Source organism: Vibrio spartinae (assembly GCF_024347135.1).
In the GTDB taxonomy this organism is placed as follows: Bacteria; Pseudomonadota; Gammaproteobacteria; order Enterobacterales; family Vibrionaceae; genus Vibrio; species Vibrio spartinae.
On the sequence record NZ_AP024908.1, the window covers coordinates 974,418 to 996,317 of the forward strand.

Annotated in this window: 17 protein-coding genes; 9 read left to right on the forward strand and 8 right to left on the reverse strand. The window is 46.6% G+C overall.

Annotated features, from left to right (window positions below; all coding sequences use genetic code 11):
• The first annotated feature begins 132 nt into the window (after positions 1–132).
• Positions 133–402, forward strand: coding sequence for an Lpp/OprI family alanine-zipper lipoprotein (locus OCU60_RS22060; protein ID WP_021021524.1), 270 nt, complete (start codon positions 133–135; stop codon positions 400–402).
• A gap of 101 nt (positions 403–503) precedes the next feature.
• Here the strand turns inward: OCU60_RS22060 and OCU60_RS22065 are convergent, their stop codons facing one another.
• From OCU60_RS22065 to OCU60_RS22080, 4 genes are read right to left on the reverse strand one after another with little or no spacing between them, the layout of a single operon-like run.
• On the reverse strand, positions 504–1,406 hold the full coding sequence (locus OCU60_RS22065; RefSeq protein ID WP_074374354.1) for a L,D-transpeptidase family protein: 903 nt from the start codon (positions 1,404–1,406) through the stop codon (positions 504–506).
• Complete coding sequence (phrB, locus tag OCU60_RS22070; RefSeq protein ID WP_074374355.1) at positions 1,396–2,817, reverse strand: deoxyribodipyrimidine photo-lyase; 1,422 nt, start codon at positions 2,815–2,817, stop codon at positions 1,396–1,398. The genes OCU60_RS22065 and phrB overlap by 11 nt, the downstream gene beginning before the upstream one ends.
• Before the next feature lie 38 nt (positions 2,818–2,855).
• Entirely contained in the window at positions 2,856–3,719 is an 864-nt protein-coding gene (locus OCU60_RS22075; RefSeq protein WP_074374356.1) for a MerR family transcriptional regulator, read from the reverse strand.
• Positions 3,709–4,668 carry a YbgA family protein gene (locus OCU60_RS22080; RefSeq protein WP_074374456.1) on the reverse strand — a complete coding sequence of 320 codons (960 nt, stop codon included), beginning with the start codon at positions 4,666–4,668 and terminating at the stop codon, positions 3,709–3,711. The genes OCU60_RS22075 and OCU60_RS22080 overlap by 11 nt, the downstream gene beginning before the upstream one ends.
• A gap of 479 nt (positions 4,669–5,147) precedes the next feature.
• On the opposite strand from OCU60_RS22080, the gene OCU60_RS22085 reads away from it, so the two are divergent.
• From OCU60_RS22085 to sstT, 4 genes are all read left to right on the forward strand, one after another.
• Positions 5,148–6,614 carry a hypothetical protein gene (locus tag OCU60_RS22085; RefSeq protein WP_074374357.1) on the forward strand — a complete coding sequence of 489 codons (1,467 nt, stop codon included), beginning with the start codon at positions 5,148–5,150 and terminating at the stop codon, positions 6,612–6,614.
• 1 nt (position 6,615) lies between these two features.
• Positions 6,616–8,199, forward strand: coding sequence for a GGDEF domain-containing protein (locus tag OCU60_RS22090; RefSeq protein WP_074374358.1), 1,584 nt, complete (start codon positions 6,616–6,618; stop codon positions 8,197–8,199).
• Positions 8,200–8,616: 417 nt separating this feature from the next.
• On the forward strand, positions 8,617–9,537 hold the full coding sequence (locus OCU60_RS22095; protein WP_074374457.1) for a DUF368 domain-containing protein: 921 nt from the start codon (positions 8,617–8,619) through the stop codon (positions 9,535–9,537).
• Between the two features lie 395 nt (positions 9,538–9,932).
• Positions 9,933–11,150, forward strand: a complete 1,218-nt coding sequence (gene sstT / locus OCU60_RS22100; RefSeq protein ID WP_074374359.1) for a serine/threonine transporter SstT — start codon at positions 9,933–9,935, stop codon at positions 11,148–11,150.
• 63 nt (positions 11,151–11,213) lie between these two features.
• Here sstT and OCU60_RS22105 read toward each other — a convergent pair whose 3' ends face one another.
• Both OCU60_RS22105 and OCU60_RS22110 read right to left on the reverse strand, forming a co-directional pair.
• Positions 11,214–12,347, reverse strand: coding sequence for a tetratricopeptide repeat protein (locus OCU60_RS22105; RefSeq protein WP_228449075.1), 1,134 nt, complete (start codon positions 12,345–12,347; stop codon positions 11,214–11,216).
• Positions 12,307–12,507 (reverse strand): hypothetical protein, encoded by a 201-nt coding sequence (locus OCU60_RS22110; RefSeq protein WP_228449074.1) that lies wholly within the window; start codon positions 12,505–12,507, stop codon positions 12,307–12,309. Before OCU60_RS22110 ends, OCU60_RS22105 begins: the two co-directional genes overlap by 41 nt.
• A gap of 318 nt (positions 12,508–12,825) precedes the next feature.
• On the opposite strand from OCU60_RS22110, the gene glgX reads away from it, so the two are divergent.
• From glgX to OCU60_RS22125, 3 genes are all read left to right on the forward strand, one after another.
• A complete protein-coding gene (glgX, locus tag OCU60_RS22115) occupies positions 12,826–14,829 on the forward strand; it encodes a glycogen debranching protein GlgX (RefSeq protein WP_074374361.1) in 2,004 nt (667 codons plus the stop codon).
• Positions 14,830–14,996: 167 nt separating this feature from the next.
• Positions 14,997–16,826 carry an ABC transporter ATP-binding protein gene (locus OCU60_RS22120; RefSeq protein ID WP_074374362.1) on the forward strand — a complete coding sequence of 610 codons (1,830 nt, stop codon included), beginning with the start codon at positions 14,997–14,999 and terminating at the stop codon, positions 16,824–16,826.
• A gap of 173 nt (positions 16,827–16,999) precedes the next feature.
• Entirely contained in the window at positions 17,000–17,707 is a 708-nt protein-coding gene (locus tag OCU60_RS22125) for a DUF445 domain-containing protein (RefSeq protein WP_074374363.1), read from the forward strand.
• 207 nt (positions 17,708–17,914) lie between these two features.
• Here OCU60_RS22125 and OCU60_RS22130 read toward each other — a convergent pair whose 3' ends face one another.
• Complete coding sequence (locus tag OCU60_RS22130; protein ID WP_074374364.1) at positions 17,915–19,801, reverse strand: methyl-accepting chemotaxis protein; 1,887 nt, start codon at positions 19,799–19,801, stop codon at positions 17,915–17,917.
• Between the two features lie 472 nt (positions 19,802–20,273).
• On the opposite strand from OCU60_RS22130, the gene OCU60_RS22135 reads away from it, so the two are divergent.
• The gene (locus OCU60_RS22135; protein ID WP_074374365.1) at positions 20,274–21,299 is read left to right on the forward strand and encodes a substrate-binding domain-containing protein; all 1,026 of its coding nucleotides are present in this window, start codon (positions 20,274–20,276) and stop codon (positions 21,297–21,299) included.
• Between the two features lie 10 nt (positions 21,300–21,309).
• Here the strand turns inward: OCU60_RS22135 and OCU60_RS22140 are convergent, their stop codons facing one another.
• Entirely contained in the window at positions 21,310–21,870 is a 561-nt protein-coding gene (locus OCU60_RS22140; protein WP_074374366.1) for a gluconokinase, read from the reverse strand.
• Between the last annotated feature and the right edge of the window lie 30 nt (positions 21,871–21,900).

Consider the following 21,900-nt stretch of genomic DNA (forward strand, 5'->3'; position numbering starts at 1 on the left):
CTTATTTTCCTCTGACTTTTCATTGTCAATTTCAGTGCTACAATCTTAAAACATACTGCTTGTTGCCGTCGTATTGTCAAAATGATGGAAAGCAAGTGACTTTGATCCGAAAGAACAATCAAGGAGTTCATAATGAACAAAGTATTTTTGGCAGTAGCAGCGTCAGGTGTTGTCTTTCTTTCCGGGTGTGCCTCTAGCACCGATAGTGCAACTACGGCAAAAATGGATGAGCTGAGCAACCAAGTCAGCCAACTGAGTGACCAAGTCGCTTCCCTAAAAAGCAGTCAGATGATGATGAGTGATAAAATCGATCAGACTTCAGATTCCGTCAATGCGGTACGAGAAGAAGCACAACGCGCTAATGAACGTATCGATCATATCGCCCAGTCTTACACTAAATAACATCCCCCCCTCTTTTCGATATCAATGCAGGGCAACATTCGTTGCCCTGCATTTTATCAATCGAAGTTCAATGACCTGCACTGAATGATCTGCACTCGTGGCTACTGCACTTCAACAACCTCAACCGGGATACCATTTTTACTGACTAATGCCGCTTTGGCCTTCTGGTCGGAATGATTAAATTCCGCCATCCACCAAACTAGCTCCTGTGGCAAAACCAAGGATTTTTTACTGCCGTTACTGCGTGTCAGTGGTTCATGAGCCTCGACAAATACCGAGCGGTCCGGTTCAAGGGACACTTTGACCGGTTCATCAATGACCCGAACTTTTTTGCCCACATGAACATGGTGAAATAACCAATCGATATCCTTCGGATTCATTCGAATACAACCTGCACTTACCCGCAGTCCGATGCCGAAGTCTTTGTTAGTCCCATGAATCAGATAATCACCGGCTCCGTAGGCAAGCCGCAAGGCAAATAAACCCAACGGGTTGTCAGGGCCCGCAGGGACGACCGCTGGCAGCTCGATCCCCTTCTTACGATACTCTGCCCGGATCGACCGGGGGGGTGTCCAAGTCGGGTTGGGGCGTTTCTGGCTAATTTTCGTTGTCATTTCCGGGGTATCGCGTCCAATCCGGCCAATACCGACGGGGAAAATATGAACCAGATGTTTTTGGGGTTCGAAATAATAAAGTCTCAGTTCCGCCAGATTCACCACAATCCCCTGCCAAGGCACATCCGGTAAAATAGTCCGCGCTGGAATGGTCATCACATGCCCGACTTGCGGTAAAAACGGATCCACACCGGGGTTGGCTTCCATCATGTTCAAAAAACCCACATTGTAAGCATCCGCGATATTCGCGACGGTGTCGCCCTTTTGCACCTCATGATAAATAATTTTGCCGACGATACGGCTTCCCTCAGGAGGAAGAGGATAGGTTTTGGCCTGAATCTGTAGACTCAGACAACACATCACAAACGCCAACAACAGATTACGAATCATGGCAGCTGTTATCCTTTGCTTTTTGATAAAGAGACAAGGTTAGCTTTCTTTCAACCTGATGATCAACGATTGGCTGAGGATATGACGTATAATTCACAGATGGGTCACGCCAAGGCTCATGAATCCACTTGTTTGACAGCGACTCAAGCTCCGGCACCCACTCACGCACAAACGCCCCTTCCGGATCAAATTTTTTCCCCTGAGAAACCGGATTAAAAATCCGAAAATAAGGCTGACCATCACATCCGGTCGATGCAGACCACTGCCATCCGCCGTTATTGGCAGCAAAATCTCCGTCAATCAACCGACTCATGAAGTAACGCTCTCCTTCTCGCCAGTCAATGTGTAAATCTTTAGTCAGGAAGCTCGCAACCACCATTCTCAGACGATTATGCATCCATCCGGTCTGATTCAATTGTCTCATTGCCGCATCAACGAGCGGATAACCGGTCATGCCCTGTTGCCAACGCGCCAGTGCTTCAGAGGCATCATGCCAGTGTAGTTTCTCCCCCCAGGGATGGAAGTTTTTCCCTTGACACAGTGAGGGCTGAAAATAGATTAAATGCTGATAAAATTCCCGCCAGATCAGTTCATTTAACCAAGACTCAGCCCCCGCTGATAAACGACCATGTTCTGATGTTTGATACAGCCTTGCCAGACACTGGCGTACCGATAGCGCCCCAATGGCCAGATATGGCGATAATCCACTGGTCGCGCTTAGCGCTGGAAAGTCACGCTGATGATGATAAGCATCGACGCCCTCTCGACAAAAAGCTCGGAGCCAATCGCGAATTTCATCGGATGTCACCGGCCATGCATGGCTGGATTCTCGCGGGTAAGAAAAGTACTCACAAACGTTACTCAGCTTCGCTTCATCATGTGATGGCGCACTGACGGCCGGTGATGGCGCAACGACGGTTGGTACGATGAACTGTGCCTGCCAAGCTTTGCGAAAGGGCGTAAACACTTTAAAGAACTCCCCTTGCTTGGTTAAAACCTGTCCGGGTGAGAACACACATTTATCATGGCATGCCTGATAAGCAATTCCCTGCTGTTGTAAACACTGCTTGAGTTGCTGATCTCGCTGCTGCTCATTGAGTTCATATTCAATATTGACCAACACCGTATCCGCCTGCAGTTGCCGGGCCAAAGCAACAACCACCTCGACACTCGCAGCAAAATCACTCACTTCCCGGTAGTATAAAGGCACGTTCAATTGCCGCAGCTCATGACGAATCACCGGCAAGCGCCGTGCAATCAAATCAGCCTGTATCGGTGCCATATCGTGCTGTCGCCACTGCTCCGGCGTGGCAACAAAGATGGCACAAACCGGCTCACCACTGCGAATTGCCTCATTCAGCGCCGTATGATCAATTGTTCTCAAATCCCGTCTGAACCAAACCAACTTCATGCTTATTCCCCTTTATAAGCCACCAATTTTTAGTGATATTATGCTTCACTATCAAATGGTTGTAATAGTCCATCACTGGTCACAACCAGTGGTGTCTGTCCCTGTAATTCTCTTTCCTGCTTCGGTGTCTGTTCAGGTAAATCTGCGCCCTGCGCTTGCAACTGCTGGAGCTGACGAACCACTTGCTGCTGCTTACTTGTCAGGGCTCGATTAGAGAAAAAATCTATGCGCTGAAATGCCCCTTCGCTGGCATGTTCGAGTAGTCCGGACAGCTCGTCAACACCATCGAGTAATGCTGTAAAATATCCCTGCTCCGCAATCTGTAATGCATGCAACCACGCCCAGATACTGCCCACCGGATCGAGACTGACACACAAACACTTCCCCAAATGACTCGCTCGGTTCGCTGTGGTAATCATCCAGGCGAACTGCCCTGTCAACATGGCTTGAAACAACCCACGTTGAATCGATTGCTGGGAGCTTTTCATCCGCACCAGTGCCTCATCGACCGGAATCACGAATTGCTGTCTGACAATCTCCAGCGGATAATTTTTCAATACCGCCACCATCACGGCTTCTGCCTTACCGCGATTCAACTGAGCCAACGCAGAAAGAAATGACTCACACTCTTCCAGTCCCCCGGAACCGGAAAGCTCAAGTTCTGACGAGTCCGCCGATTGGAGCAGTTGTGTGACATTACCAATCGAAATGCCTTTCGCCAGCCAACTCTGAATTTGCTGAATCTGCTGAATATCTTGTTCACTATATAATCGGTGCCCTTTTTCTGTTCTGCTCGGCTCGACCAAATGGTAGCGACGCTGCCATGCTCTGAGCGTCACTGGCTTTACGCCGGTGATCGCAGAGACTTCACGAATTGCATAACGTTTTTCTTTAGAGTCCATAACGTAACTTCAATGCTTGTGGGTAAGGATTTAGATAATGCTGTTGTGCCAAATAAGAATTCGGGTAAAGCGTGAGATAATGTTGAATCAGTGTTACCGGCACCAGTAACGGAACAAGTCCCTGACGATACTCATGAATGATGCGTGACAGTTCTGCTTTTTGATCCGGTTCGAGCGCTCGCTTAAAGTACCCTTGGAGATGCATCAACACATTAGTGCTATTTTTCCGGCTGGCAGGCTTCGCTAATGCTTGCATCAGTGCCAGCCGATACTGTTCAAAGAATTCTGTTGGTGTCTTATCCCCCATATGAGCGACCATTCTGCCGATCGAACGATAAGCTTCCGGGCTATGTGCCATCAGTGTAAATTTATAGCGACTATGAAATGCAACCACATTGGCCGGTGTCGGGTCATGACCGACCGACTGATACAGATCATGCAGACAAAAAATGCGCAAGATAAAGTTCTCACGCAACTTGGGATCATTCAGACGGCCATCTTCCTCAACCGGCAGCCAAGGCATGGTCGCCATCAGCTTCTGTGTATATAAACCGACACCCTCTTTACGAACACCGCCGTCATGATAGACCTTGACTTGCTTCATCCCGCAGGTCGGGGATTTAGCCGCAACCACATAACCGCACAACAGTTGTTGTAACTGACCGAGTTCCTGAAGAGCTCTGTCGGTAAATTCTGCCATTTGCTCGGTATAATCAGCCGTGTCGTTTTTCGTTTCCACTAACCGAATGACACCGTGTTTCTCGTATTGACGAATGGTTGGTCTGGGAGTCGTCATGCCAGCACCGACTTCTGGGCAAACCCGAACAAACTCGCAAAATGGTGCCAGTTCGCCCATCACAAAGTGGCTTTTCTTATGCCCGCCATCAAAACGGACCTGTTGACCTGTCACACAACTACTCACACCCACTGGGATTTTCGTTTCCATCATTGCGCCCTCATCATCATACAACTCGTCACACATAACTCATTGCATATAAATAGTTATACAAAAAATATAGCTGTATAACAATGATAGCAGATTGTACAAAAAAAAATCATGTATAATTTACTTGTCGCCGTTTAATTCTGTCCCAGTCAAAATATCGATCAGAAAAATTTCTCACCTTTTTAAAATCATCTTATGATAATGACTGTACAGACAAGAAAAATGAATAAGTGAAGCATTCGTTATCAGCCCTTGTCTCTTATTGGCATATTTTATGCTAATAATTATACGAATAACTTTTATGCAGATAGCTTTTATACGAATAGCTTTTGTGCGAATAGCATTACGTAATTTGAACGATTAGATAAGTCTGTAAAATGTTCCCTGACTGAAGACTATGACCAGGGTCGATCGCATTGATAATTTCAACTAAGCTCATCAATGTACCTTGTCGGAGTGACGTAACAAAGGAATAATTAAGTTTGGATAAAAGCCTTTATCTCCTTGAAATTGAAATAGAGCAACTTAAGCGCCGTTGCGAAATTGCGCCGACAGACGTTCTGTGTAGAGCAGAACAGTGTCTGACACGCTCCAGACAAATTCACTTCGCTGAGGGAGCCATTCAATGCCTGATGCTTATGTGTCGATGTGCTTTGATACTCGGAAAATATGCACAGGGAATCCGCTATGCCAAAGAAGCACTGGCGGCTCAGAATGAACTCGACAATGACGAATATTTGCCGGAAATTCTGCACCTCCATGCTTTACATTCATGGGAAGAGGGGAAATTTTATACCGCCCAGCAATACTGGATTCATGCCTTAGAGCAGGCAACGCTTGAAGAAGACATCCATATTCTGATCAAAAGTCTACTCGGACTCGGCAATATCTGGCGGAGTACCCACGAATATCACCTCGCATGCGCGACCCATGAACTGGCGGTAAAAGTCGCCAATAATACCCGTCAGGAATCACTCGAAGGCAGAGCCAGAATTTTATGGGCTTGGGATTTATATCTGCTCAACCGTTATGTCGATATGTTAACGGTTTTAGATGGCGCGCTTGAAGTTCTGGAGGACAAAAACTTCCTTCAGGAAGTTGCGGAAGTCTGGGATTTCCGGGCCCTTGCATTGCTGGGACTGGAGCGTTTGGAAGATGCCGAAGAAGCCGCTCAATATGCGCATGATTTGGCTGTGGCTAATAATTTTTCCTGGGTAAAAACACACTCCTACATCAACCGTGCCCGATTGGAAATGCTCCGTCAGAATATGGCGGAAGCAAACACACTGCTCAATAAAGCCGAACAAGCAGCCCGAGAGTCGACCAATGATGAGTTATTAGCGTTAGTTTATTTTCAACAGTCTTTGGTTGCTGAACAGCAAGAAGATTACCAAAGTGCATTAGTGGCTTTTAAACGCTACCGCAGTTGTTCCACGTCGCAGCTAGATATGCAAAACAAGCGGGAAAGTAAAGACAAAGTCCGGAATTCGAAAAAACAGTTGGAACAAAGAGCGAGAAAGCTCATTAACCGAATCCGGGGTCAATATGAATATGACCCAGAGAAACATCTGACCAATGTCGTTTCGGAAACTTACTGGTGGGAACAACTGGTCTTATTTAAAACCGCACTGAAATCATCAAACTATTCCGTCATTATTATCTATCATGAGACCCCCCGTTATATTGACGCCTGTACCGAATTAACCCACTCACTCTGTTCAAAACGGGATCTGGTCTCCCGCCTGAGCTCAGACCGACTGGGACTATTACTGGCAGATACCGGTGACAATGCTCAGCAGATTTTCGATATTTTACAGCAGATGATTCAGATTTATCCTTGGGGAAGAAAAGGTCTGACAGGCGACCTTCCGGATATTTCACTTCATAATATCCTTTCTTTCCCGTTTACATTAGATCAACTCACTGAATTACCACTGAAAGGGTCGTAAAATGCAGGACTTACTCAATAAAGTAAAAAATGCAGGTCTTGATGTCACTGCGGTCAGTGGGGAAGAAGCCATCACTTTCTGGGAACAAGTCAAAAATGACATTGCCTCAACACCATGGCAAAAAGCCCAGTGCTATATTATCAGCGCAGAGTACCGAGTATCGCTCAATCAGTTTCAACAAAGTATTGAGGAACTCAAAGCCGCCCGAGCATTCCTGCAATTTCCACAAGATGCTGACAAAATCTTATCGATAGAAATCAGTTTAAGTGAACGCTTTATCGCAATCGGGGATTATCAAACTGCCTTACAAGCGTATATTTCTATTTCAAACCTCGCTGTTGAGTACGGTTTTATTGATGAATACGCTCAGGCTGTTCTGGGGATGGGATCACTCTGTCATCGCTATGGTGACTCGGCTAAAGCAATGCGCTTTTATCAAAAAATCGATAGTATTGATCATGCACTCTCCAGTCGTGTGCTCCGTCTTCGCTATAGAATATCGATGCTCGCCTGCTGTATCGACCTTAAAAATTATAAACAGGCAAAACTGCTCATCAAAGAGTGTGAGGAGCTCAGTATACTGGTCAGTGACAAAACACTGGCGGGTCAGATCCTGTTATACAAAGCAAAAATTTATCTCGCAGAAAATAATGTTTCTGATGCTTTACACGTTATCGCCTCTGTCCCTTATACCACTCGACATCACTACCTGATCTCACTCTCGTGCTTAATCAAAATCGAGCTGGCGCATTGCTTCACTCGAATCGGAAAAGTTCATCTCGCAGAAATGCTACTCCTCAGTCAGAATAAGAAAATTGCGTCATTTACCCATCCGGAATTGAAAAAAGATCTATATCAGGTTCTCAGTTATATTTATGAATATCAACATAAATACCAGCAAGCACTGGACTGTCAAAAGCGCGCCTTTCAGGTCGAATCCGATTTAATGAAACGGATTCCGATCGGCGATTTGGGCACAACGCAACTTCGTCGGCTATCTCGCTTTGAACTTCAGTTAAAACTGATTTTGTCAGAGATCGAAAATCGGGAACTCAAAGAAACAACGGAAAATCAAAAAAATACCGTGGCTCAGCTCCAGCAAGATGTCTTTACCGATCCGCTGACAAAACTCCATAATCGCCGCTGGTTGGATACTAAGCTCAAAGATCTGCTGCTGCATGAAGTCCCCTTCGCCTTTCTTGTCGTGGATATTGATCATTTCAAATCCATTAATGATGAGCTCAGTCACCTTGTCGGAGACAAAGCCATTGTCAATGTATCCAGACTGTTAAGCGAGTATTTCGGTTTTCAACAGGCCTCTTGTGTGCGTTTTGGCGGCGAGGAATTTCTGGTGATTATCGAAGGGACAACACTGGAAAAAGCGCAAACCCATGGTGAACACTTCCGTGAAAATATATACCAATTCAATTGGCAAGAGATTCTGGGAGAAAGAGGATTGACGGTCAGTATTGGAATCACGTTACACCGGGAAGGAGAGAACACACAGCGCACCTTCTATCGCGCGGATAAAGCGCTCTATCGTGCGAAAGCCAACGGCCGTAACCAAGTCTGTGTCGAAGAATAACCCATCGCAAGCCGAATCAAGAACAACGCCCAGAATATGTTGCATCACCAGCGGCTCTGAACTGACAAGAAAATCACGCAAAAAAAAAGCCAAGCGCAATACGCACTTGGCACAATCAATGTGAACAACAAGGTTCACTAACAACGTCAGTTGGCTAGGTGACCCTCGGCTTAAGGGTCATTGTGATTAATGCACATCCCATGCCAACTTTAAATAACCAGCAAATACAGAAAATTAGATGATATGGTCAACAATTGAGTGCATTCATACGAATAGACAAATTGCATTTTGCAAAAAACATCCTCATCTTGCAAAAAGCAAACTGAATTCAAACACCAATTTTGCAAAGTCTATGGGGATCTCGATCAGAATTCGATATACTGAATGCCCAATGACTTTTTATATCTGATTGACTCAATGAATTATTTCATCACTTTCTTAAAAGGCCTCGCCATGGGCGCCGCAGATGTTGTGCCAGGTGTTTCCGGTGGCACGATTGCTTTTATTACCGGTATCTATGACAAACTGCTGGAAAGTATTCGTCGTATTAACCCCAGACTGATCACCTACCTACGTCAATATGGCGTAGCCGACACATTGCGTCATATCAATGCGTTATTTTTACTGAGTCTGTTCAGTGGCATTTTTGTCAGTATTCTCACACTGGCCAAACTGATCTCTTGGTTGCTGGAGACCCACCCGATCCCACTCTGGTCATTCTTCTTCGGTCTTATTCTGGTTTCCGTCTACCATATTTTCAGACAAATCGAGCAGAAACGTTTATTAGACCTCGTCGCATGGGGAGTCGGTTTAGCGCTCGCCTACACCATCACCGTCTTACAACCGCTGAACTTAGACCCCTCACTGCTGAATGTTTTTATTGCCGGGGGCATTGCGATTTGCGCCATGATTCTACCGGGAATTTCCGGGAGTTTTATTCTGCTGCTGCTCGGCATGTATACACCGATTCTTGATGCGGTGAAAGTAATGCAAATCGATATTCTTATGGTCTTTTTGGTCGGGTGTGTTGTAGGGCTATTAAGTTTTTCTCACCTGCTCTCTTGGTTACTGAAACATTACCGGAATATCACATTGTCAGGATTGACGGGGCTTATGGTCGGAACATTACCGAAGATCTGGCCGTGGAAAGAAACGTTGACCTGGCGGACCAACTCTCATGGTGAGCAAGTTCCGCTTGTGCAACACAATCTGTCGCCAATGGCGTATGAGCAACTCACATCGCAATCCGCGCAACTGTTGCTGGCAATCGTAATGATGTGTAGTGCCATTGTCTTGGTACTGGCCCTTGAAAAATTTGCCCGTCCGTCACATGGATAAGCATCGCAGACACATGTCGATTTGGGGAAGGATCACTTCCCCATGATAATATGCAACAAGGCTAATTAGAGAAAATGAACCCACCCTAGAATTTTTAGTCACAAAAAATCAACAAATACAACAAAATCATCCGTTTTACCGCCTGATTAACAATTTTCCTACCTGAAATCTAATTAATTCTAGACACATCATTTTGTCACTATAATATGAATTTTTCTGGACTTGAGTGACACGAATGGTGGCACGAATCACAGCACACGACTTCAGTCTCACGACCGTTCAGAAATATTATAATTCGAATCCGGATGTGATCTGAGACAGAGACAAGCCGTCCTCCGGCAAAAATCAATCCCGATGATCAACATTCCCCCCATCACTAAATCGCAGGAATTAGTATGCAAAGCAACAACATCTTCGCTCGTTTTGCCCGAGGCAACTTAGTGCTGCAAATCATTGCAGGCATTGTTTTCGGCGCACTTCTGGCGACCTTCGCTCCCGAAGCAGCAACAAAAGCCGGCTTGCTGGGCAGCTTTTTTGTCAGCGCACTGAAAGCCGTCGCACCCATTCTCGTTTTCGTTTTAGTTGCAGCTTCTATTGCCAATCAGAAAAGAAACCAACATACCTTTATGCGCCCTATCGTGGGGTTGTATTTACTGGGAACATTTACCGCTGCGCTCACTGCAGTCGTATTAAGTTTTATGTTTCCAACCACATTGACACTGGTTGCCGGTGCGCATGGCGCAACTCCACCACAAGGCATCACAGAAGTCCTTCATACCCTTCTGTTTAAGATTGTCGATAATCCAATCAATGCGATTGTTCAAGCCAACTATATCGGTATTCTGGCTTGGGCAATTGGTTTGGGATTAGCCTTACATCATGCCAGTGCATCCACCAAAGCCTTACTCGAAGATCTCAGCCACGGTGTCACAATGATTGTTCGCTTCGTCATTCGCCTCGCGCCGTTCGGTATCTTTGGTCTGGTGGCTTCAACATTTGCGACAACCGGATTTTCGGCACTTGCCGGCTATACCCATCTGCTTGCGGTCTTGCTGGCATCAATGTTGATTATCGCTCTGTTTGTCAATCCGATCATCGTTTATGTCAAAACGCGTCGCAACCCTTATCCATTGGTTCTGCAATGTCTGCGTGAAAGCGGTGTGACCGCCTTCTTCACCCGTTCGAGTGCTGCCAATATTCCGGTCAACCTCAACCTGTGTGACAAACTCGGATTGGATGAAGATACCTACTCCGTATCCATTCCTCTCGGCGCGACGATCAATATGGCGGGGGCTGCTATCACGATCACCGTTCTGACACTGGCGGCAGTGAATACCATGGGCATTGAAGTTGATATGATGAGCGCATTACTGCTCAGTCTCATTGCAGCAATCTCGGCATGTGGCGCTTCGGGTGTTGCCGGTGGCTCTCTGCTCCTGATTCCACTCGCATGTGGCCTTTTCGGTATCTCTAACGATGTGGCGATGCAGGTCGTTGCGGTCGGATTTATTATCGGGGTCATTCAAGATTCAGCAGAAACCGCGCTAAACAGTTCAACAGATGTTGTGTTCACCGCAGCAGTCTGTCAATCAGAGCATCAGAAGACAGTCTGATGCTGTTGTTTTGTTATCCTGCCTAAGGGCAGGATAACATCTATCAATATTGATGAGCGGGGCTCAGTGCATATGCTTATCGGTAAAGTCCAGTTTGAGATTCGTTTCCTCACCCCCACCTTTTCCAGTGTCAGCATCCGCTGGTGCTTCACCGCTGGTTGTATCGTCATGCGGACCGGGCAACAACTCTTCCATTTCTGCAACCAACGCATCGCTGTCATCGGTTGACGGTAAGTCGTCATCTGGATACTCACGTTGGGGAATCGGAACATTACGCTTATATAACTTATTGAAAGCCCGAATAATCAGATGCTTCCCGATTGTCCCTGACTTAATTTTTTTCAACAATGGTTTGGCAAAACTTTGCAACAACACAATCGAGTCAACCCCAAGGCGGCTACCGACATCATCCCGCATCCCTTTTGCCGGTTCATAACCACAATGTGCCGATAAAAATAGCCAGATATAAGCGACTGAATTACCGTATGCACCATGATCCATCCACGCTTTCCCGGCATGATACATCGCCTCGGCATTGCCTCTTTCTCCGGCACATTCCAGCCAGTAGCAGCCTTTGCGATGATCTTGGCTCACACCATTGCCCTTGAGATAACTCAAACCTAATTTCATCATGGCCTCCGAGCTATCCAGCCTCGCAGCCTTGGCATACCAGAAACAAGCATCTTCAGGCTTCGGGACCGGGTTATCCCGGGAAACATACCAGTCTCCTAAGTTCAGTTGGGCCGGGATGAAGTTTGACATTGCCACCTTTTCGAGGATCCGGACCCCTTTTTCAATATCTACGGCAATCCCCAAACCGGAGAAATAGGCTTTCGCCGTTTCGCAAAGTGCATGTAAATCCCCTTCCAGACCACGAATATACACTTGCCAGAACCTTGCTTTTTCTTCGAATATCGTATCCTTGCGGGAACGCTGACAAATCCGCACGACACCATACATTCCGGTAATATTTTCCAGAGACGCCGCCTTCTCATACCAAAATAATGCTTCCCGCAGATCGCGTTTCTCGGCTTCTTTAGCCAAATAAAGAATAGTCGGAATGTGGCCTTCATCGGCTTTTTTCTGCCGCTCTTTCCGGTCTTCTGCCATGGCTTGCTCTCTCGCACGACGCCCTGAGTCTTCTCTTGCCTGACGTTCAGCTTCCAGCCGTTTTTGTTTTACCGAAAGGACCAGCATCCAAGACACCAATAAAATCAGTGATAGACCAGCCAGTCCCATTAAAAATCCGATAATATTCATTCATGCCTATTTCTGGTTGGTTGCAAAGCAGAGCAATCAGGCACTGATGCCTGATGATTCCAATATCAAAAAGAATATCAGCAACAGATGTAATCATGCGAGTCATTTTCCTCACAAAGTGATATCTACCTAAAATAAGGATGAGAATCGATGCTGAAGATTAGTCACTTCTGACAGACTTTCATCGACTCCCGCCGCAAAAATAAATCCTGTGGTATATAAAATATATAACTAAAATATATAGCGTGTGTCGCCTTCGTTTGCGTTAACCTTGTAGCAATCGCGTGATCTGTGTACATTTTGTGACGAACTGTACATTTTGTAACGAACACTTGACCAATGCACAACAAAGTTTTTTACTAGAACTGTTTTTAGCAGAAACAATACAAGTAAGAATAACCGGGTGGAAAACTAAATGCATAAAGTGAACGATACGGTCCAATCTCAACCTTATCCTTTAGGTGCCACACTGGACGCCGACGGATGCAACTTTTCTGTTTATGCACCGGGGGAGCAGTCCATTCGGCTCGCATTATTCGATGAACAAGGACGCTACGACACATATCCACTCGACGATGAGTATGCCGGCATCCGGTTTACCTATATTCCGGCAATTCGCGCCGGTCAAAAATATGGCTATCTCATCAAGCAGCCAGAGCAGAAAAAGTGGCAATATATCTCCGACCCTTATGCAAAATCACTGGATGGGCCACTCAGCTATACCCCCCCATTCACCATCAAATCAAGTTTTCAACTGCCCAAATGTGTGGTTGTCGATGACCGCTTTGACTGGCAGGAAACATCTCACCCCAATATTCCACGGGAAAAGACTGTTCTATTCGAAACCCATGTGAAGGGTTTGACACAACAACATCCGGATATCCCGCCCAAGTTGCGAGGAAAGTATCTCGGACTGATTCACCCGGCGATGATGGCATTTTATCAAAAGCAGCATATTCAAACGCTCCAGCTCCTGCCTATCGCCGCTTGTATGCATGAACCTCACCTGTTAAAAGCACAACAAGTCAATTATTGGGGATACAATCCGTATCTGTTTATGGTGCCCGATCCACGCTACGCGATTGATGATCCGGTCACAGAGTTAAAAACGGTGATTCGCACGCTGCATGAGGCGGGTATTGAAGTGATTTTGGATGTGGTATACAACCACACTGCCGAAGGTGGCGCTGATGGGCCGCTCTTCAACCTGAGAGGGTTAGACCCCAAATATTACATCACGGATGACCATGCTTATGCCAATTTTACCGGGTGTGGCAACACCATCGATCTGGCTTATCAGCCGTCTCTCAATCTGGTCATGGATACACTCCGCTATTGGGTCAGTGAATATCACATCGATGGCTTCCGTTTCGATCTTGCCGCAACCCTCGGCCGTTCCGGAGAATCATTTAGCCCGAATGCTCCGTTTTTTAAAGCCGTTGCTCAAGACCCCGTACTCAAGCAAACCAAACTGATCGCAGAACCTTGGGATATTGGGCCGAACGGTTATCAAGTCGGCAACTTCCCGTTCGGCTGGAACGAAACCAACGATAAGCTCAGAGATATCAGTCGCAGCTTCTGGCGTGGTGATCAGGGATACCTCAAAGAATTTGCAACCCGAATCATGGGTTCACGGGATTTATACAGTGCTGCAAACTGGCCTTTCAAACTCACGGTCAATTACATCACTTATCATGACGGCTTTACCCTTCAAGACCTGGTGTCATACAAACACAAGCATAATGAAGCCAATGGTGAACAGAACCGGGACGGTCACGGCGACAACCGCTCTGAAAACTATGGCATCGAAGGCCCGACCCAAGATGCGGAGATTAACAAAGTCCGGATGCAGCAGAAACGCAACTTTATGGCCACAGTTCTGTTTTCATTTGGTATCCCGCACCTCCTGACGGCCGACTTGCTGTCCCATACACAACAAGGCAATAACAACGCATACTGTCAGGATAACGAGATTAGCTGGCTCAAATGGCAGTTAAACAAAGATGAACAGCAGTTTCAGGCTTGGCTGGGCAAACTTGTCACCGCGCGGGAAAAATATATGGTGCCGTTTATTCAGGCATTCAGCGGTGACTCTCGCAACTCGAACCGGGTTTTCTGGCGTAAGGAGGATGGCTCACTGATGACTCAAGACGACTGGAACCAACTCAATCGTGTTTCGCTGCATTTGGGGCTCGGAGATACCGGTGACGAAATCCTCTACCTGATCAACCGCACCCAGGAATCGATCCTATTTTCTCTCCCCGAAGGTCAGCAAGTCTGGCAAGTTTTATTTGATACCGCCGCCTTTGAAATGATGTCCACCATAGACAAGAACGAACGGTCACAACCCGCCATGTCTTTTGCCATTCTCTATTGTGCATCTCAGGATTGCTCATCTCAGCAAACGTCTCTATCGTAACAGTTCTCAATCGTAACAGCTCTATCGTAACAGACTGTGAAAGCCTCCAAAGATGATTATAATGGAGGCTGATTGTTTTCTCACTCGCTGCCGGGTAACCGTCTGCTCGGAGAGCAACACCATACCGCCGTGATTTACCCAATGATTACCGAAACCAAAGGACCTTTATGTTTAAGCGATTTGAGGGGTTTACGCAGGCTTTTCCCTCAGAAGAGCCACAACAACCGCCAACGACTTTATGGGCGTTTTGTCGTCATTATACGCAAGGATTTATCAAGCCATTAATCATCATCGCTTTATTGAGTATGGCAATCGCCATTATTGAAGTCGCCCTGATCGGATTTATGGGTCGATTGGTAGACTGGCTTTCTGCCAGCCAGCCGGAAACATTTCTTGCCGATAATCAATCGCTTTTGATTGGTCTGACGGTGTTAATCCTGATCGGTATGCCACTGATTGTCGCGATTCATTCATTATTGATTCACCAAACGATGCTCGGGAACTATCCGATGTCGATTCGTTGGCTGGCACACCGCTATCTGTTAAAACAAAGCCTCTCTTTTTACCAGGATGAATTTGCCGGGCGCATTGCAACCAAAGTGATGCAGACCTCGTTGGCCATTCGCGAAACCGTGATGAAAATGGTTGATGTTTTTATTTACGTCAGTGTTTATCTCACCGCGATTTTGGTCCTGCTTGGCGATTCTGACTGGCGTCTGATGCTCCCCATGCTGCTCTGGCTCATCAGTTACATCGGCATCCAGTTTTTCTATGTCCCCAAGCTCAAACATGTTTCGTCACTGCAAGCCGATGCCCGTTCAACCATGACAGGACGCTTCGTTGACAGCTACACCAACATCCAGACGGTCAAGCTGTTCTCACACAATCACCGGGAAACCAGCTACGTTCAAGAGAGTATGGAAGGATTTCTCGGTACCGTGTACCGCCAGATGCGTCTGGTGACCGGATTTAATCTCTCGGTTGAGGTCGCCAATTACCTGCTGCTCTTTTCGATTTCTGCCATTTCGATTTACTTGTGGTCACAACAAGCCATTACCGTCGGTGCTATCGCCGTGGCGATCTCACTGGCACTACGTATCAACGGAATGTCCAAATGGATCATGTGGGAAATCGGCGGACTGTTTGAGAACATGGGGACCGTCGTGGACGGGATGAACTCACTGTCCCGCTCGATTTCAGTTCAAGATAAACCGGATGCCGAACCATTGCAGATCACCCAAGGGGCCATTGAGTTTGATCACGTCCATTTTTGCTACGGCACCGATATCCATGTCATCAATGACTTAAACCTGCATATCCGACCCGGAGAAAAAGTCGGGATAGTCGGACGTTCCGGCGCTGGAAAGTCAACGTTGGTTAACTTACTGCTCCGTTTTCACGACGTCGAAAGCGGTCAAATTCGCATTGACGGTCAAGCCATTGATGCAATGACCCAGGATTCACTCCGCCGCGTGATTGGTATGGTTACGCAAGATACATCGCTGCTTCATCGTTCCATCCGTGAAAACATTCTCTACGGTAATCCCGAAGCAACAGAAGAACAGATGATTCGCGCGGCACAACAAGCGCACGCCCATGAGTTCATTGAAACATTGTCAGACCCGCACGGTAACCGCGGTTATGACGCCCAAGTCGGTGAACGCGGTATTAAGTTATCCGGTGGACAACGTCAACGCATCGCCATTACTCGGGTATTGCTGAAAAATGCCCCGATTCTGATTCTGGACGAAGCGACGTCAGCCCTCGACTCAGAAGTGGAGGCCGCAATTCAGGAAAGTCTCTATGAGCTAATGGAAGGCAAAACGGTGATTGCGATTGCTCACCGTCTCTCAACGATCGCGGCGATGGATCGCCTGATCGTGCTCGATCAAGGCAAAATCGTCGAAGAAGGGACGCATCAAGCACTACTCGCCAAACGTGGCATTTACGCGCACCTCTGGCAACATCAGACTGGCGGATTCATCGGTTGTAAGTAAATCACTCACATGTGCCACTACGGTGGCGCATGCTGATTTTTCTCATCCGATACACCGCTTCACGAATCAACCTTGATTGTTTGTTACTCCGCAATCAAGGCTTTGCTTCTAAAACGAACCGTTTTCTTCTAAAATCCGCCTGTTTCGAGATTTTCAGGAGATGAGACACCAATATGACCAACAAAAGCCTTTATACCAACCTGATTGCGATTCTCTGCATGTTTGCAGGCTATCAGCTGAATGAGGATATTCTATTCACTGCGGGGCTATTTGCCTTTTCTGGTGCGATCACCAACTGGCTCGCCATTCATATGCTCTTCGAGAAAGTGCCCGGATTATACGGCTCAGGTGTGATTCCCAAACGCTTTGATGCATTTCGTTCCGCGATCAAATCTCTGATGATGGAGCAATTTTTTACCGATACCAACATTGATAAATTTCTCGATCAAGAACTCAACCAAACAAGTCAACTCAGCTTAGAACCAGTCATCGCGCAAGTGGATTTTAATCCAACGTTTGATGCATTAGTTGAAACCATTGCTCAATCATCCTTCGGCGGCATGCTGGCCATGTTTGGCGGAACCGATGCTCTGCAACCGCTGAAACAGCCTTTTGTCGAAAAAATGCAGCAGGCAATGGTTGAAATCAGCCACAGCGACTCGGTCCAAAACGCGCTGAAAGAACAGTTAGAATCCGAGACCATGAAAGCGGATATCCGTCAGAATATCGAACAGATCATCGATCAGCGACTCAGTGAGTTAACCCCGCAACTGGTCAAAGAGATGGTACAGAAAATGATTAAAGAACATCTGGGGTGGTTGGTCATTTGGGGTGGAGTGTTTGGTGCGCTCATCGGTGTGATTACCGCACTGTTATCATAACCGCCTATACCACAAGCAGGATGGACACAACAGGTGTAACCATTGCAGGCCGACTTACCATGGACAGAGCGTTTGACGCCCGATAGCTTTGCAACGATGACTTTGAAAACATAGCTTTGGCAACGATGGCTCTGAAACAACAAAAACCACATGGATAACCATGTGGTTTTTTTGTTGTCTCAATGCATCAATGTATCAATCGACAGATTAATCGAGTTTAAATGTCGCCACTTTCGAATTCAGATCTACCGCCTGATCTTTCATTTCATTGGTCTGGCGTAATCCGGCTTCAGCACCGCTTGCCAGCCCCTCAGTAACATCTTTAATCGCGGTCACATTCTGAGTGATTTCACCGGTCACATGGGTCTGCTCTTCTGCTGCGGTCGCAATCTGCGTCGCCATATCGCTAATCAGACCCACAGAGGTCAGGATATCTTCTAAAGCCTGACTGGCATGATCCGCATCCTGAACCGAGCTTTCAGCCAGCTTGCTACTATTTTCCATAAAACTGACCGCTCTTTGGGTCATTTCCTGAAGCGTTTGAATCGTGGATTTGATCTCTTCGGTTGAAGTGTGTGTCCGCTGAGAAAGCACCCGAACCTCATCAGCCACCACCGCAAACCCACGCCCTTGCTCTCCGGCACGGGCAGCTTCGATTGCAGCATTCAAGGCTAACAGATTGGTCTGCTCCGAGATCCCCTGAATGGTACTCAGCACTGCCGAGATTTCCGCAGAGTGCTGATCGAGCGCTAAAATCACCGTACTGGCCTGAGTAACTTCACTCGCCAAATGATTGATCGATTCTCTGGTATTCATCACCAACTGATGCCCATGCTGAGTGCTCTCAGAAGAAGTCTGAGCCGAATGGGCTGTCTGTTCTGCATGCGAGGCGATTTCCTGCGTTGCAGAAGCCATCTCCGTCACTGCGGTGGCAACCATGGCGATTTCCTGCTGCTGTACCGAAAGCTCCTCTGCGGTCTGATGAACCCGCTCTGTACTCTTTTGCGACATCAGGGTTAAAGCATCGGATTGCTGACGAATATGCCTGATTAACTGTTGCAGACTATCAACGAAGGTATTAAATCCATGCGCCACTTTGCCCACTTCATCATGGCTACGGATCTCAATCCGCTGCGTCAGATCACCGCTGCCGCTTGCGATCTGCTCCAATGCATCCGAGACATGCTGCAACGGACGGAATAAAATATTACAGATCCAGTTGAACAGCGCGATACCAATCAAGACCAACACACCCGTCACCGCAAGTTGGCTATACAATGTATGATAAAGCGGTTCGACCAAAGACTGCTGATCAATGACCGCGACCGTAATCAAATCACTGTCTTGGATCGCCCGTGCGTAAATTACATATTTTTTCCCCTGAATCTCGATCACTTTATCTTGACCTGAGCGGACAATGTCCTGAATATCTGCAAAAGAGATCCCCAGCGTTTCAACCGGCTGATTCAGTAAAGAAACATCCTGATGAATGAAGATATGCCCTGCCTTATTGGTCATAAACATATAGCCATCGCCCGGCAAAACCACATGCTCCAGACTATTGAGAATATCATTCAACTCAATATCAATGCCCAGTACCAACTCTGAACCAAACAGATTGACGGCTCTCCCCATCGACACCACATTTTTTCCGGTGGCCGCAGCGACAGTCGGGTTATCCATAAACACTTTACCCGGATTTTTCTTCGCATTGATGTACCAGCCCCACGTTCTGGGATCATCATTACCCGGAGGTAACACGACCCCGTTGGCATTCTTCTGACTGCCGTCAGGGTAAGCAAGGAATACATTTTCAAAACCCGCGGCACGTTTCATCTGTTTCAAATGAGTGACCACGGACCCTTCCTGAACTTCTTCAGATAGGGAAGTTAAAGCCAGTTCTTTCGACTTCAGCCAATCAGCCACATATTGGTTATAAGAAGCACTGGAACTCAGCAATCGCTGTTCGACAGAAACGGATAATCGCTCCAAAGAAGCATAAAATGAAATGATCTCGACCAGCATGCAGCCGACAATGATGGCGATACTGGCCGATATCGCTAACTTATTTTTTAGTGATAAATTTTTAAACATAGACACACCTTGTTAAATTGAGGTATGAAATATATTTCCCAATAAATATATTTTTAATGGCAATACATTTTCAATGACAAAGCATTTTAACTTTATCTGCCTATTTCAGGCACATGGCAATGATGACTGTCATACTTTGATGAATCTCCAAGAAAATCAAAACAAAAGATACACTAGTCGTATTTATCGTAGTCTATGAATATTTCTTTGCTATGTTTTCAATAAAATAGTGATATATATCACACTACGATCTACTTTCTACTTAAAAAACATGTAACTTAAAAAAACATGTACACCTCTCAGGATAAATGAAAATCAGCCACCGTTACACTGCCCGTAAAAAACGGATGCAGATGACGTTCTGCACTTACGACACTTCTATCGCAAGCAAACGCAAGGTAAGATGACCCCGACTTTAACCCGAAACCCTATCTAAGCAGACAATTCATATTGTTAGGCTGAGCAAAACGCTATGACCAAAACGACCGTTACGCCCCGAAGACCGAAAAAAAACCGCACCACCTTACAAGACGTAGCCGATGCGGTCGGTGTAACGAAGATGACCGTCTCCCGGTATATGCGCAACCCTGAATCCGTGGCTCAAAAGACCCAAGAAAAAATCGCCACAATGATTGAACAACTGGGTTATATCGAAAACCGCGCACCGGCAATGCTGTCCCGATCTTCAAGTAATGCGATCGGGGTGTTACTCCCATCACTATCTAATCAGATCTTCGCTTCATTTATGCAAGGCGTGGAGACCGTCACGAAAGCCAATGGCTATGAAACGCTTTTGGCTCACTTTGGTTATGACGAACAAGAAGAAGAACGCAAAATCGCATCCCTCCTCTCCTATCAGGTCGATGGTTTGATTCTCACCGCCAGCAACCACACCCCGAGAACACTACAGATGATCAAAAACGCTGGTGTTCCCGTGGTTGAAACGATGGAGCTTCCGCCGTCTCCGATTGATATGGTCGTCGGACTGGATCATATGGATGCTTCCTATCAGGTGGTACGTCGTATCATTGCAGCAGGTAAACGGTCCATCGCTTACTTTGGTGCCCGCCTTGATACCCGCACGCATCTCCGGATGCTTGGCTATGACAAAGCCATGCGAGAAGCCGGGTTAGCGACAAAACACATTCTCACCAAAGAACACTCCAGTTTTTCATTAGCCAGTGATTTACTTGATAAAGCCATGCAGCAATACCCTGACTTAGATGGCATCTTCTGTACCAACGACGATATCGCCATTGGTACCTTATTCGCGGCTCAAAAGCGTGGTATCAAGGTGCCTGAGCAGCTTTCTATTGTGGGATACAACGCTTTAGATATTGGTAAAACCATTCATCCCAAAATCACCAGCATCGATACCCCCCGGTTTGACATTGGCCAAAAAAGCGCAGAATTAATCATTGCAAGGCTCAAGAACGAACCTATTGCGCATCCGATTATTGATATGGGATATATCATTCGTGAAGGAGAAAGTATTTAGCCACATTACTTCAGGAACTTTTCTCTTCAGGAGCCTTTACTTCTGGTGTCTTTACTTCAGGGATTTGCGCCTGTTTAAGTTGAGTCACAATCCGTTCAATCACTTGTTCAATAGTGCCTTGAATACTGACCACAATCGTCTGGGGTTCATGATCTGGTCGCTCCAGCGTATCAAACTGACTTTTCACCATATTTTCTTTCATAAAGTGACCTTGTCGCATCCGCATTCGTTCAAGGATCAACGCCATCTCGCCATCCAGAAAGACGAAAGTCACCTGTTTATTCCCTTTGCGGATTTGATCACGATAGTCTTTTTTTAATGCCGAACAGACCAACACACCATGTTCATTGTGACTTTCAAAGCGACAAGCAACATCTCGGATGCTTTCCAGCCACGGCTGACGGTCTGTATCATCCAACGGCTGCCCCGCTGCCATTTTCTGAATATTCGCGCTGGGATGAAGATCATCACCATCAATAAACTGACGCCCGAGCCGATTCGCCAGCCGTTCACCAATGGTGCTTTTACCGCACCCGCAAACCCCCATCACGACGATACTGCTACCTGACATACTCAATCCTTATCACAAACTTGCGCGTGA

Bases quoted from the DNA above. Each gene is read 5' to 3' on its own strand.
- OCU60_RS22060 (WP_021021524.1), top strand. From the start codon at position 133: ATGAACAAAGTATTTTTGGCAGTAGCAGCGTCAGGTGTTGTCTTTCTT.
- OCU60_RS22090 (WP_074374358.1), top strand. From the start codon at position 6,616: ATGCAGGACTTACTCAATAAAGTAAAAAATGCAGGTCTTGATGTCACT.
- OCU60_RS22095 (WP_074374457.1), top strand. From the start codon at position 8,617: ATGAATTATTTCATCACTTTCTTAAAAGGCCTCGCCATGGGCGCCGCA.
- OCU60_RS22105 (WP_228449075.1), bottom strand. From the start codon at position 12,347: ATGCTGGTCCTTTCGGTAAAACAAAAACGGCTGGAAGCTGAACGTCAG.
- OCU60_RS22120 (WP_074374362.1), top strand. From the start codon at position 14,997: ATGTTTAAGCGATTTGAGGGGTTTACGCAGGCTTTTCCCTCAGAAGAG.
- phrB (WP_074374355.1), bottom strand. From the start codon at position 2,817: ATGAAGTTGGTTTGGTTCAGACGGGATTTGAGAACAATTGATCATACG.
- OCU60_RS22135 (WP_074374365.1), top strand. From the start codon at position 20,274: ATGACCAAAACGACCGTTACGCCCCGAAGACCGAAAAAAAACCGCACC.
- glgX (WP_074374361.1), top strand. From the start codon at position 12,826: ATGCATAAAGTGAACGATACGGTCCAATCTCAACCTTATCCTTTAGGT.
- OCU60_RS22110 (WP_228449074.1), bottom strand. From the start codon at position 12,507: ATGATTACATCTGTTGCTGATATTCTTTTTGATATTGGAATCATCAGG.
- OCU60_RS22130 (WP_074374364.1), bottom strand. From the start codon at position 19,801: ATGTTTAAAAATTTATCACTAAAAAATAAGTTAGCGATATCGGCCAGT.
- sstT (WP_074374359.1), top strand. From the start codon at position 9,933: ATGCAAAGCAACAACATCTTCGCTCGTTTTGCCCGAGGCAACTTAGTG.
- OCU60_RS22125 (WP_074374363.1), top strand. From the start codon at position 17,000: ATGACCAACAAAAGCCTTTATACCAACCTGATTGCGATTCTCTGCATG.
- OCU60_RS22065 (WP_074374354.1), bottom strand. From the start codon at position 1,406: ATGATTCGTAATCTGTTGTTGGCGTTTGTGATGTGTTGTCTGAGTCTA.
- OCU60_RS22140 (WP_074374366.1), bottom strand. From the start codon at position 21,870: ATGTCAGGTAGCAGTATCGTCGTGATGGGGGTTTGCGGGTGCGGTAAA.
- OCU60_RS22075 (WP_074374356.1), bottom strand. From the start codon at position 3,719: ATGGACTCTAAAGAAAAACGTTATGCAATTCGTGAAGTCTCTGCGATC.
- OCU60_RS22080 (WP_074374456.1), bottom strand. From the start codon at position 4,668: ATGATGGAAACGAAAATCCCAGTGGGTGTGAGTAGTTGTGTGACAGGT.